At 71.7% G+C, this 12,713-nt stretch carries 11 protein-coding genes; 7 read left to right on the forward strand and 4 right to left on the reverse strand.

Going from position 1 to position 12,713, the window contains the following annotated elements; genetic code table 11:
• Positions 1-134 precede the first annotated feature (134 nt).
• Both FBZ33_RS22715 and FBZ33_RS22720 read left to right on the forward strand, forming a co-directional pair.
• Positions 135-1,472 carry a low temperature requirement protein A gene (locus FBZ33_RS22715; protein ID WP_141910596.1) on the forward strand — a complete coding sequence of 446 codons (1,338 nt, stop codon included), beginning with the start codon at positions 135-137 and terminating at the stop codon, positions 1,470-1,472.
• Positions 1,473-1,564: 92 nt separating this feature from the next.
• Entirely contained in the window at positions 1,565-2,053 is a 489-nt protein-coding gene (locus FBZ33_RS22720; protein WP_255509017.1) for a hemerythrin domain-containing protein, read from the forward strand.
• Here the strand turns inward: FBZ33_RS22720 and FBZ33_RS22725 are convergent.
• Positions 2,043-2,462, reverse strand: coding sequence for a MerR family transcriptional regulator (locus tag FBZ33_RS22725; protein WP_141910597.1), 420 nt, complete (start codon positions 2,460-2,462; stop codon positions 2,043-2,045). The two genes, FBZ33_RS22720 and FBZ33_RS22725, sit on opposite strands and share 11 nt — an antisense overlap.
• A 54-nt stretch (positions 2,463-2,516) precedes the next feature.
• Between FBZ33_RS22725 and FBZ33_RS22730 the strand changes: the two genes are divergently transcribed.
• A complete protein-coding gene (locus tag FBZ33_RS22730; RefSeq protein WP_141910598.1) occupies positions 2,517-3,515 on the forward strand; it encodes an aldo/keto reductase in 999 nt (332 codons plus the stop codon).
• A 27-nt stretch (positions 3,516-3,542) separates the two neighbouring features.
• On the opposite strand, the gene FBZ33_RS22735 is transcribed toward FBZ33_RS22730, so the two are convergent.
• Positions 3,543-4,394, reverse strand: a complete 852-nt coding sequence (locus tag FBZ33_RS22735) for an NAD(P)H-binding protein (protein WP_141910599.1) — start codon at positions 4,392-4,394, stop codon at positions 3,543-3,545.
• A 312-nt stretch (positions 4,395-4,706) separates the two neighbouring features.
• Between FBZ33_RS22735 and FBZ33_RS22740 the strand changes: the two genes are divergently transcribed.
• Entirely contained in the window at positions 4,707-5,606 is a 900-nt protein-coding gene (locus FBZ33_RS22740) for a TIGR01777 family oxidoreductase (RefSeq protein WP_141910600.1), read from the forward strand.
• Positions 5,607-5,732: 126 nt separating this feature from the next.
• Here FBZ33_RS22740 and FBZ33_RS22745 read toward each other — a convergent pair whose 3' ends face one another.
• Positions 5,733-6,980, reverse strand: coding sequence for a PHB depolymerase family esterase (locus FBZ33_RS22745; RefSeq protein ID WP_141910601.1), 1,248 nt, complete (start codon positions 6,978-6,980; stop codon positions 5,733-5,735).
• A 218-nt stretch (positions 6,981-7,198) separates the two neighbouring features.
• Here FBZ33_RS22745 and FBZ33_RS22750 point away from each other — a divergent pair, with 218 nt between their 5' ends.
• The 3 genes from FBZ33_RS22750 to lipB all read left to right on the forward strand — a co-directional run bounded on the left by FBZ33_RS22750 (position 7,199) and on the right by lipB (position 11,049).
• Complete coding sequence (locus FBZ33_RS22750) at positions 7,199-9,031, forward strand: DUF2079 domain-containing protein (RefSeq protein WP_141910602.1); 1,833 nt, start codon at positions 7,199-7,201, stop codon at positions 9,029-9,031.
• A 56-nt stretch (positions 9,032-9,087) separates the two neighbouring features.
• Entirely contained in the window at positions 9,088-10,326 is a 1,239-nt protein-coding gene (locus FBZ33_RS22755) for a hypothetical protein (protein WP_141910603.1), read from the forward strand.
• 81 nt (positions 10,327-10,407) lie between these two features.
• Entirely contained in the window at positions 10,408-11,049 is a 642-nt protein-coding gene (gene lipB, locus FBZ33_RS22760; protein WP_088949487.1) for a lipoyl(octanoyl) transferase LipB, read from the forward strand.
• A gap of 21 nt (positions 11,050-11,070) precedes the next feature.
• Here the strand turns inward: lipB and aspS are convergent, their stop codons facing one another.
• On the reverse strand, positions 11,071-12,357 hold the full coding sequence (gene aspS, locus FBZ33_RS22765; protein WP_141910604.1) for an aspartate--tRNA(Asn) ligase: 1,287 nt from the start codon (positions 12,355-12,357) through the stop codon (positions 11,071-11,073).
• Positions 12,358-12,713: the final 356 nt, after the last annotated feature.

Consider the following 12,713-nt stretch of genomic DNA (forward strand, 5'->3'; position numbering starts at 1 on the left):
GGGTCGGACCGACCGGCCCGCTGCCGGAGGCGGTAGTCCCGGTGTTTTCCCGAGCCGGACCGGAGGTAACGCCGGACACCGTCGCCATCGCTGTTCAGGCCTCCGAGCAGGCCAGACGCTGCCAGAGTGGGATCGTGGGCGGCTACCGGCGGGGTGGACAGCTGGGACCGGCCGTCCCGATTGCTCCCGGTGCCCGCGTGGACAAGTTCGAGGTCTTCTTCGACCTGGTCTTCGTCTTCTCGTTCTTCATCATCACGCGGGCGACCGCCGCCAACATCTCCGGCCGGCAGCTGTTGCACGCCGCTCTGGTGCTCGCCGTGCTCTGGTGGATCTGGGTGGTGCACAGCCTGGTGGCCACCCGGGTCCGGCTCGGCGAGGGCTACGTCCCGGTGCTCATGGTGATCGCGATGGTCGCCCTGTTCGCGTTCGCGCTGGCGCTGCCGCAGGCCTTCAACGACCCGAAGGGGAGCGCCGCCGGCCCGATGCTGGTGGCCACCAGCTACGTCGTGGTCCGCGGCATCCACTGGATCCTCTATCAGCATGTGGTGCGGGACAGCCCGCAGGAGCGGCGGCAACTGCGGCGCTTCGCCCCGGAGCTGGCGGTGAGCATCGTGCTGCTGCTGGCCGCCGCGCTGATTCCGCCGCAGATCACCAACCCCGACCAGGCCGCCATGGTCCGCGACGGGCTGTGGATCACCGTGGTGGTGGTGCAGTACGCCACCGGCTTCATCGTCGGCACCTGGGGCTGGGGAGTGACCAGCGCCGAGCACTGGACGGAGCGCTACGACCTCATCCTGATCATCGCGCTGGGCGAGTCCATCATCTCCACCGGGGTGGGCGGCAATCTGCTCGGCAAGCCGGTGACCTGGCCGGCGGTGGCTGCCGCAGCGCTCGGCATCGTGGTCACCGCCGCCCTGTGGTGGGCGCACTTCGACTTCATCGGGCCGGCCACCCGGATCGCCCTGCACGCCGCGGAGGGTGCCCCCCGGGTGGCCATGGCCCGCGACGCGTACGCGTACCTCTACCTGCCGATGATCGCCGGGGTGATCCTCTTTTCCATCGGCAACGAGGAGGTTCTGCACAAGATCACTGACCCGGCCGGCGGGATCGCCGAGAAGGTCGAGGGACCGGCCGTGCCGATGCTCTTCGGCGGGTTGATCTGCTACTTCGCCGTCAACCTGTTGTTCCAGCTGCGCACTCTGCACACCGTCAGCTGGACCCGCGTCGGCGTCATCGTGGTGCTCACCGCGGCCCTCCCGGTCGGTCAGCACCTGCCGGCGCTGGGCGCGCTCACCCTCGCGACCGTGATCTGCGTGGCGCTGGTGGCCGTGGAGGTGATGGTGATGTCGGATTCCCGGCACGCGTTGCGCTCCGCCGTCTTCCAGGAGCGGACCAGCCACGAGGCCCACGAGGCCGCCTGGCGGGCGCGCTGGCACGACGTCCGGGAGACCGACGAGCCAACCACTCCATGATCGGTTCGGGATAGACTCCGGCGCAGCGTCGCGGTGTACCCGGCACAAAGGCCGCCGTGGGCATGGAGGCGCGGGGACAGCATGGGACAAACGTGCACCCGACCGGTTCACCGGCCGACCGGCTCGCCGCCGTCGGCAATCAAATGATCGAGATCCACCTCTGGCTCAGGGCGGAACTGACCCGTCTCCGGGCAAACCTCGACGCCCCGTCCCGCGACCTGCGGGCGCACTGCCTGACCTTCTGCGCCGCACTGGGCCGACACCACACGGGCGAGGACGCGGGCGCGTTCCGGCTGCTGGCCGAGCAGGTCCCCGAACTACGCCCGGTCATCGCGAACCTGATCACCGATCACGAGGTGGTATCGGGGATCCTGGAGCGGGTCGAGGCGCTGCTCGCCGGCGACACGGCGGTGCCCCTCGCCCAGGTGCGCGGCGAGCTGGACGGGTTAGCCGCCCTGCTGGAGTCGCACTTCCGTTACGAGGAGAAGCGGTTGGTCTCCGCGCTGAACGCGCTCACCGGCCGACCCGGGACGGCCGAGGAACTCCTCGGTCTGACCGTGCCTCCGCAGGTCACCGACTGACGGCCGGGACGGTCCGGTTGGCGGTGGGCCGCTCGGCCTCCGACGCCGGCCCGGGCAGCCGCTCGTAGAAGCGGATCTTCTCCCGCAGGTGCTCGTACTGGCGGCTCAGCAGGAGCATCTGCTCCTCGACCCGAACAGCGTGCTGTTTCAGCAGCTCCCGCCGCTCGTCGAGGGTGTGCTCGCCCTCGCGGGCGAGCTCGGCGAAGCGGCACATCTGGGCGATCGGCATCCCGGTGTCGCGCAGACAGCGGAACAGCACCAGCCAGCCGAGGTCGTCGTCGGTGAAGACCCGCTGACCGCCAGTCGTCCGGCCCACGTCTGCGAGCAGGCCGATCTTCTCGTAGTAGCGCAGGGTGTCGAGGCTGAAGCCGCTGCGGCGGGCAGCCTCCGCGGGTGCGTAACCGCTCATGTCGAGATCCTAGTGCTTGACCTGGAGCGCACTCCAGGTTGGACGCTGGTGACCATGACGACGACACGAACGCTGGGACGCAGCGGCATCGAGGTGAGCGCGATCGGGATGGGGTGCTGGGCGATCGGGGGCACGCTCTGGGGTGACGGTGGGCAGCCGTTCGGCTGGGGCGAGGTCGACGACGACGAGTCGATCCGCACCATCCACAGGGCAATCGAGCTTGGGGTGACCCTGTTCGACACGGCCAGCAACTACGGCGCCGGGCACAGCGAGCGGATCCTCGGCCGGGCCCTGGCCGGCCGGCGCGACAGCGCGGTGATCGCCACCAAGTTCGGCAACGTCAGTGAGGAGGCCACCCGGCGGGCGCTCGGCACCGACGCCAGCCCGGCCTTCGCGGTACGCAGCCTGGAGGACTCGCTGCGCCGCCTCGGCACCGACCACGTCGACCTCTACCAACTGCACCTCAACGACCTGCCGGTGCCCGCCGCACTCGATCTGGTCGACACCCTGGAGGCCCTGGTCGACCAGGGCAAGATCCGGGCGTACGGGTGGAGCACCGACAACCCCGCCTCGGCGGAGGCGTTCGCGGCGGCCGGCCCGCACTGCGCCGCCATCCAGCACGACGAGTCGGTGCTGCGCGACAACGCCGCGGTGCTGGCGGTCTGCGACAGTCACAACCTGGCCAGCCTCAACCGCGGGCCGCTGGCGATGGGGCTGCTCACCGGGTCGACCCGGGCCGTCGGGGCGGACGACGTGCGCGGACGGGCGCCGGAGTGGCTGGAGTGGTTCACCGACGGCCGGCCGACACCGCGCTGGGCGGCCCGGGTGGAGCAGGTCCGCGCGGCGCTCACCGCCGACGGGCGGACCCTCGCACAGGGCGCGCTGGGCTGGCTGCTGGCGCGCAGCCCGCGTACCGTGCCGATCCCCGGCCTGCGCACGGTGGCCCAGGCCGAGGAGAACCTGGCGACCCTGACGCTCGGCCCGCTGAGCGCCGAGACGTACGCCGAGGTGGAGCGACTGCTCGCCGACCTGCGCCCGGCCCACGCGGCCTGACCGCCGCGGCCCTCGCCCCGGGCGCCGTCACCGGAAGTCGTCCGCGTGCTCGGCGGCCCACTGCCGGAACGTGCGCCCGGGGCGTCCGGTTACCTGCTCCACGTCCGGGGCGACCCAGGCATTGCCGTCGGGACAGCGCCCCATCTCCAGGAACCACTCGATCACCTCGGTCGGGTAGTGGTCCTTCCAGTACTCGCGGGCCTGCTCCGGGGTCAGCTCGTCGAAGCGCACCGGACGGCCGATCGCCTCGCCGATCATCCGGACCGCGTCGCGGCGGCGAACCGGCTCCGGCCCGGTCGGCTGGTACACCCGGCCGGCGTGGCCGTCCTCGGTCAGCGCGGCCACGATGACCGCGGCGATGTCCGCCTCGTGGACCAGCGCACTGTTCCAGTCCCCGAACGGCGCGCGCACCACCCCCTCGGCGCGGATTCCTGCCGCCCACTCGCTGGTGTTCGCCATGAACTCGCCGGGAAAGACGTGCGTCCACTCCAGGCCCGAGTTCTCGACGGCCCGGTGCAGCGGCCGGTGGGGCGCCTCGATCGGGTCGTCGTCCGCCCGGCTCGGATCGTTGTGGCCGAGATGGGTGACCCGGCGGACGCCGGCCTGTCGGGCCAGCTCCAGGATCTCCGCACCGGTGGTCAGCGGCCCGTACCCGTCCATCGCGACCAGGTGCATCCGCGTCACGCCGCGCAGCGCCGCGACCAACGTGTGGGGCCTGGCGAAGTCACCCGCCACCACCTCCACCCGGTCGGGCAGCGCGGTGGCCGCCGGCGACGCGGGATCGCGGGTCAGTGCGCGTACGTCGTGGCCGGCGCTGACCAGTTGCCGGACCACGCTGCCTCCGACGGTCCCGGTCGCTCCGGTCACCAGGATCGGCATGGTTCCTCCTCAGGGGATCGCCCGACGGCGGGCACGGCGAGCCGACCCCGCCATCCGGGGGCGCTCTCGGATGACTCATGCTCAGCCAGATCGATGCCGGAAGCAATCGCGAACACCGCATTCATGTTTGCTCTGACCTGCGGAAACGCGCTGACCACCGAATGCGCGCGGCAGCCTTTTTCGGCCCCGGGACCATTCGTTGACCTGCGCTTTCACACCGCACGAGGGTTCCGCGGAAATTCGTTCACCGGAACGCCCCGCCACCGGCGGCCCCACGCATCTCCCGGTGGCGTTCTGGACGAAGATGGGGGTATGCGCATCCTTCTGGCCGGCGCGTCCGGCTTCCTCGGCACGCGGCTGGCCGACCGGCTCACGGCGGACGGGCACCAGATCACCCGGCTGGTCCGTCGGCCGCCGCGCGACCCGCAGGAGCGGCGGTGGGACCCCGCCGCCGGGCAGCTCGACCCGGCCGTGGTCGCCGAGGCGGACGCGGTGATCAACCTGGCTGGCGCGGGCGTCGGCGACAAGCGCTGGAACGACGACTACCGGCGGTTGATCCGGACCAGCCGGGTGGACAGCACCACCACACTGGCGACAACCATCGCCGGGCTTCCCGCCGCCGACCGACCACGGGTGTTGCTCAACTCCTCGGCCGTGGGGTGGTATGGCAACACCGGTGACCGGGCCGTCGAGGAGGACGCGCCGGCCGGCGAGGGTTTCCTGGCCGACGTCTGCCGGGTGTGGGAGGCCGCGACCCGGCCAGCCGAGGACGCCGGGGTACGCGTCATCCGGATGCGCACCGGCCTGCCACTGGACCGCGACGGCGGGCTGCTCAAGCCGCAGCTGTTGCCATTCAAGCTGGGCATCGCCGGCCGGCTGGGCAGCGGTCGGCAGTGGCTGCCGTGGATCTCGTTGGCCGACTGGCTGGGCGCGACTCTCTTCCTGCTGGACCACGACGAGGTCGCCGGCCCGGTCAACGTGGTGGGGCCGAATCCGGTGACGAACGCCGAGTTCACCCGCGAGCTGGCCCGACAGCTGCACCGTCCGGCGATCATCCCGATCCCCGCACTGGCGCTCAAGGTGGCCCTCGGCGGCTTCTCCCACGAGGCCCTGACCAGCACCCGCGTCCTCCCCGGCGTCCTGACGAGAGCCGCCTACCGCTACCAGCACCCCACCCTCCCCGAAGCCCTCCAAAAAGCCCTGACCGCCTGACCCGCGCCCCGCCCGACGCCCGACGCCCGACGCCGCCGCCCCAACGCGGTTGATCAAGAGGTTTGCGTCATCCGGGAGCCGGAATCTGACGCAAACCTCTTGATCAACAGGGCCTGGGGCGCGTGGTCAGCAGCCGATCACCCAGTAGTTGGGGGCGGTCTGCTTGAGGGCGCTGGTGTAGAAGGTGTTGTAGAGGCCCATCCGCTGGTTGGAGCCGTTCGCGTAGGCGTAGCCACCGGACTGGTATGCCCGACCGGCCACCACGTGCGCGTAGTTGCTGACGGTCACGCAGGTCGCCGGCGTGGTCGGGGTCGGCGTCGGAGTCGGAGTCGGGGTCGGCGTGGCCGTGGGGGTGGGGGTCGGCGTGGCCGTCGGGGTGGGGGTCGGGTTGGTGCCGCCGCCGTTCAGGCCGAAGAAGAGCGCGTCACGGTACGTCGAGCAGATGGTGTCCAGGAAGTACGCGCCGGCGGTGCCACACTGCTCCGCTGCGGAGCCCGGGTCGACCGGAGTGCCGTGGCCCACCCCGGAGACCCGGTAGAGGCGTACGTCGTCGTTGCCGTACACCTCCAGGCTGGTGTTGCCGGGCAGCGACGAGGTGCTGCTCGGGGTCTGCGAGACCCCCCGCACGTTGGTCCACTGGTCGCGGGACTCGGTGCTGTTGAGCGGGGTGACGGTGGTGTCCGAGGTGCCGTGCCAGATGGCCACCCGGGGCCGCGGGCCGGTGTAGCCGGAGTACGCGCCGCGGACCAGGTCGCCCCAGGCTGCCGGGGTCTTGTCCGCGCCCGGGTTCATGCAGCTGAACGCGTTGACCATGCTGGTGGCGCAGCGGTAGGGAATTCCCGCGATGATCGATCCGGCGGCGAAGACGTCCGGGTAGGTGGCGAGCATGACCGCGCTCATCGCCCCGCCCGCGGAGAGGCCGCTGACGAAGACCCGCGAGCCGTTCACCCCGAAGTTCGACTTGGCGTGGTCGACCATCTGCTTGATCGACAGCGCCTCGCCCTGACCGCGGGTGGTGTCGCCCGACTCGAAGAAGTTGAAGCAGGAGTTGGCGTTGTTGCCGGACGGCTGCTGGGCGACGATCAGCGAGAACTTCCACTGGTCGGCGTACTTCTGCCAACCGGAGTTGGCGAAGTAGCCGGACGCGTTCTGGGTGCACCCGTGCAGGAGGACGACCGCCGGGGAGTTGGCCGGCAGGTTGTCCGGCCGATAGGCGTACATGGAGAGGTTGCCCGGGTTGGAGCCGAACCCGGTGACCTGGGTGAGGGTGGCTGCCTGGGCGGGGGCGGCGATAGCGACCGCTCCGGCCAGGGCGAGGGCGAGCCCGGCGAGCCCGCCGATCAGGCGGGTGATGGTGGACGAGGAGCGGCGCACGGCGGCCTCCAGAGGGGGCGGACTGTGAACTGGGTCACGGTCGAATTGCCGTGACGTTACGACGATGTGTCGCCGCGATGACATAGGGCACGCTCACACATTCACGACGGACACTGTGTACGCCAGACCGTCGACGTGGCGGGCCGAATCCGTCCCCAACGGTCCTGTCCTTGCAGGTCTGACCGGCCCGTCCAGGTCCGGTTGGTAACGTCCGCTGCGTGCCGTCCTCCCCGTCGCTGGCCACCGGGCCCGCACCAGCGTCACCGCCGCGCGTCGTCCCGGACCGCCGGGCCGACCTGATCGTCGTGCTGGTGGCGCTCGCGCTCGCCGTCTGGGTGACCAGTGGGCTGTGGCGGGACCCGAACACCCGGACCATCACCGTCAACTCCAGCGACCAGGCGCTCTTCGAGTGGCTGCTGGCCTTCGGCGGGCACGCGGTCACCCACGGCGACAACCCGCTCTTCACGTACCTGATCAACGTCCCGGACGGCGTGAACCTCGCGGTCAACACCTCGATCACGGTGTACGCGGTGGTCTTCGCCCCCCTCACGTACCTGATCGGGCCACCGGCGACGTTCCTGGTGATCCTGACCCTGAACCTGCTCGCCACCGCGCTGGTCTGGTACTGGTTGCTCTCCCGGCACCTGGTCCGCAGCCAGCTGGCCGCCGGGATCGGCGCCCTGTTCATCGCCTACTCCCCCGGCATGGTCTCGCACGCCAACGCGCACCTGAACTGGACCGCTGGCTGGCTGGTGCCGTTGCTGATCTGGCGGCTGTTCGCGCTGCGCCGAGCCGGGCACTGGCTCCGCGACGGGGTGATCCTCGGCGTGCTGGTCGCGGTGGCCTTCTCGATCGCCGCCGAGGGGCTGTTCTTCACCGCGCTGGCGCTCGGGGTGTTCGTCGCCGTCTGGGCGCTGCACCCGGCCAACCGGGCCGAGGCGCGCGCCGCGCTGCCCAATTTCCTGCGGGGGCTCGGGGTGACCGCCGTGGTCGCCGGCGTGCTGCTGTCGTACCCGCTGTGGCTGCACTTCGCCGGGCCGCAACGGTTCCACGGCACCGGCTTCGACCCGGTGATCCACTCCGAGGACATCGCGGCGTTCGCCGCATTCCCGCGCCGCTCGCTGGCCGGCGAGGCAGGGCTGGGCACCTCGCTGGCACCGAACCCGACCGAGGAGAACTCCTTCTTCGGCATCCCGCTGCTGGTGCTCACGGTGATCTGCTTCGTCGCGCTCTGGCGGTGGGCCGACGCCGGCCGCCGGGCCACCCTCTGGGCACTGGGCGTCGTCGCGCTGATCTTCTCGGTGCTGTCCTTCGGCCCGGTCGCCAAGGTCGACGGGCGACGCACCGACCTCCCCATGCCGTTCGACCTGCTCGGGCAACTGCCGGTGGTGAACGCCGCGCTGCCCGCCCGGCTGGCGCTGGTGGTCGCGCCGGTGATCGGCTTACTGATGGCGTACGCCGTCGACCAGTTGCGCGCCGCGCCACCCCGGTACCGCCCCACGGAGCTGGCCTGGGTGCTCGGGTTCGCGGCGGCCCTGGTGCCGCTGCTGCCCACCCCGCTGCTGACCGACGAGCGGGAACCGATCCCGCGGTTCATCACCTCCGGCACCTGGCGCCAGTACGTCTCACCGGACGGAGTGCTCACCCCGGTGCCGCTTACCGTGGACATCTACCCCGACGGCCAGCGCTGGCAGGCGTACGCGTTGTCGCACCGGCAGGGCGAGTTCGAGATCCCGGGCGGGTTCTTCCTCGGCCCGGGCGGGCCGGACGGGCGCGGCCGGATCGGCCCGGTGCCGCGCACCCTGAGCGCGTTGATGGATCAGGCCGGCCGTACCGGGCTGGTGCCGATCGTGACCGACGGGACCATCCGGGAGGTCCAGTCGGACCTGCGGCACTGGCGGATCGAGACGGTGGTGCTCGCCGACCAGGTGCACGGCGCGAAGTTCGAGGTCGACGAGGAGGCGCTGCTGCGTACCGGCACCGCCCTGTTCGGCGAGCCGCAACGGGTCGACGACGTCTGGCTCTGGCGCATCCCGCCCGCCGACCGGTAGACCACGACGCGGCCAGCCGGGCATCACGACCGGCCTGCGTCGCGTCTAATGGGCCGATGAGATTGACCGGCGGGCGATTGCGGCGTGCTGCCGTGGTCGCGCTCGTGCTGGGGCTCGTCGCGCTCAACACATCAGCCGCAACGGCCGCCGGGAGCGCGGCAGGGGTGGTGCCGACCCGGGTGCACGATCCCTGGCTGTGGCAGGCCACCGTGGGGCAACGCCCGGCCGGTCCGGCCGCGCTGCTGTTCTTCACCGACCGCACCCGCTATTTCGAGTCGACAGGTGTGCTGGTCGACCGGGACGGCGCGTACCGGCTGATCCCGATCCGCATCGGCGAGGGGCACGGACTGCTCTCCCCGGATGGGCGGCACTACCTGCGGCCGGACTCCGGCGAGCTGCTGGACCTCACCACCGGACGGCAGCGCCGCACGATGAGCACCGGCGTCTACCCGATGGCCTGGTCTTCGGACGGGCAGCAGGTGCTGGGCACACGCAGCAACGATGACAGTGTGATCAGTTACGGACCGGACAACCAGCAGCTCAACGATCCGGAGAAGCCCGACGACCTGCTCGTCGTCGACCCGTTCCGGGGCACCGAGCGGACGCTCGACGTGGGCACTTTCGCCACGCACGCCGCAGCGGCCTGGTCACGCGGTGGCGACCTGGTGGCGGTCACCGGCTCGCCGGACGTGCCAGCCCAGCTCGCCGAGCGCCAGCGACTGGTGGTCGTGGACCCGGCCAGCGGCGGCACTCGTTGGCAGGTCGACCTCGGCGACCGGCGGATACTGGCCGGCCCCGCCGCCTGGCATCCCGACGGCCGGCGGCTCGCGCTGCTCGCCTTCGACGGCTGCGCCGGGCTCAGGTGCACGTCCGAGCAGGCGGCGCGCACCTGGCGGATCGAGTTCCTGGACACTGCCACCGGCCAAGCCGTCGGCCAGGCCCTGCCGGCCGGCACCTCGGTCAGCGGGATCATCGGCTGGCGCGGAGACGACCCGATCCTGCGGTATGTCAGCGAAACGGAGGCGGACACAGACCGGCAAGCCTTTCTCGCCGCGCTGTCGCCCGACGGCGGTCGCGAGGTGCTGGTGAGCACGCCGGTCGGGTCGACCGACCTGATGGTGCCGGGCGACCTGCTGACCCGGGCCGCGTTCGGTGGGCCAGAGCCCCGGCCGTCACCGTTCGCCGCCCCGCTCTGGGTCTACCTGGCGCTGGCCGTCCCACTGCTGCTCGCCGTCGCCCTCCTCACCCGCCGTCTGCGGCGCCGCCGCTCGGCCGCCCCGACACCCAGCGCCTGAGCCCGGCCGAGTCGCGGCAGGGGTGCCCGGTGAGGCGGCTCACCAGGGAAGATCGCTCGTTGCGGGACTAGGCTGGACGCCGTGACGACGACGACCCCCGGCCTGACGGCCGTCCGCGGCGGCCTGCTCGACTACCAGGCCGCCTGGGACGAGCAGCGACGCCTGCACGAGTCGGTGGTGGCTGGCGAGCGCGGCGACACCGTGCTGCTGCTGGAGCACCCGAGCGTCTACACCGCGGGCAAGCGCACCGAGCCGTGGGACCGGCCCATGGACGGCACTCCGGTCGTCGACGTGGACCGCGGTGGCAAGATCACCTGGCATGGGCCGGGGCAGCTCGTCGGTTACCCGATCCTGCGCCTGCCCGACCCGGTGGACGTGGTCGCCTACGTGCGCCGGACCGAAGAGCTGCTCATCGACGTGTGCGCCGAGTTCGGGCTGACCGCCGGCCGGGTCGAAGGTCGCAGCGGGGTCTGGGTGCCCGAGGATGACCGGGGGCCGGCCCGCAAGGTGGCGGCCATCGGCATCCGGGTGGCCCGGGGCGTCACCCTGCACGGCTTCTCGATCAACTGTGACTGCGACCTGACGTACTTCGACCGGATCGTGCCGTGCGGCATCCGCGACGCCGGCGTCACCTCGCTCACCGCCGAGCTGGGCCGCCCGATCAGCGTCGCCGACGTGCTGCCGGTGGTCGAGCGCCGGCTGTCCACCCTGACCGAGGTCTGAGCGCACAGCCGGCGCACGGCCCTACGGGGTCAGGCGGTGCAGGTCACGCGGGAACGCGGTGACCTCCCGGATGTTTGCCGCGCCGACCAGCCGGGCCACGAACCGTTCCAGGCCGATGGCGAAGCCACCGTGCGGCGGCATGCCGTGCCGGAACGCGTCCAGATAGCCGGCGTACGGCTCGACCGGCTCACCCCGGGCCGCCAACGCCGCCAGGTAGTCGGCGTGCCGGTGCAGCCGCTGCCCGCCGGTGACCAGCTCCAGACCACGGAAGAGCAGGTCAAAACCGTTCGAGTACGCGGGCCGCTCCGGGTCCGGGTGGGTGTAGAACGGTCGCTTCGCCATCGGGTAGCCGGTGACGAAGAGGAAGTCGGAGCCGTGTTCGCGGCGGGCCCACTCGCCCAGCGCCCGTTCGTGGGCCGGCGCGAGGTCCGGCTCGTCGGCGGGCGCGCCGGCGATCGTCAGCGCCTCGGTGAAGTGCACCTCCGGGATCTCCGTGGGCACCTCCGGGGGCGTGACGCCGAGCGTCGCCAGGGCGCCACCGGCCCGCTCCCCCACAGTGCCCAGCATCCCGGCCACCGTGTCGCGCAGCACCCGCATCACGTCGTGGTGGTCGGCGACGAAGCCCAGCTCCGCGTCGAGCGACGTGTACTGCGCGAGGTGCCGGACGGTGTCGTGCGGCTCGGCCCGGAAGACCGGCCCCACCTCGTAGACCCGTTCGAAGACGCCGACCATCAATTGCTTGTAGAACTGCGGCGACTGGGCCAGGTACGCGGGCCCACCGAACCAGTCCAGCGCGAACACGTTCGCCCCGCTCTCGGTGGAGGAGCTGACCACCTTCGGGGTGTGGATCTCCACGAAGTCCCGGGTGTCCAGGGCGGCCCGGAAGCCGGCCACCGCCGCCGCCGAGATCCGCAGCGCCGCCGACCGGGTGGGGTGCCGCAGCGCGGTGGGCGCGTTGTCGAGCTGGGTGGGCAGGCTCGCGGTCAGCGCCGGCCGGTACAGATCGAACGGTGGCGGCACGGCGGGCGGCCCCAGTGGACGTACCGTCGGGTCGGTCAGCTCGACCCCGGCGGGCGCCGTCTCGTTCGCGGTGACCGTCGCCGTGACCTCGACGACCGTCTCCTCGGGGAGTTTCTCCAGCTCGGCGCGGACGGTCGGGTCGGTGACGACCACCTGGGCGAGGCCGGTGGCGTCGCGCACGATCAGGAAGGCCACCGACTTGAGCAGGCGGCGGCGGTGCACCCAACCGGCGATCCGCACTGTCGTGCCGATCCGGGTGGGCAGGTGGTGGGACAGGGTTCGTTGCATGGCGGGCTGCTCCTCGGTCGATCGCCACGCCTTCGCCGCCCTGGGGGGAAGCGATGCGTCGCATCAGCCCCAGGGAGGTGTGGGCGAGCGGGAACCTCGCGGTGCCACCACACCTTCACCCCCGCCGAAGCGGGGGCCTCGTTCGTCGCCTGATGACCGGGGCCAGCCGGGCGGGCTCTACTGGGCACGGGTGACCCGCAACCGTTCTTCCCGCAGCTCGGGAGGGTCTTCGCACACCGGTGCCAGACCGCCTCTCAGCACCGGCGGCTCTCTGCACTGGCGGGTCGGCGCGCTACTCGGCTCCGTCGTCGCTGTTGGCGGTGACCGTAGCACCCGAATCCCTCTCGTGTGACGCA

Source organism: Micromonospora sp. A202 (assembly GCF_006715105.1).
In the GTDB taxonomy this organism is placed as follows: Bacteria; Actinomycetota; Actinomycetes; order Mycobacteriales; family Micromonosporaceae; genus Micromonospora; species Micromonospora zamorensis.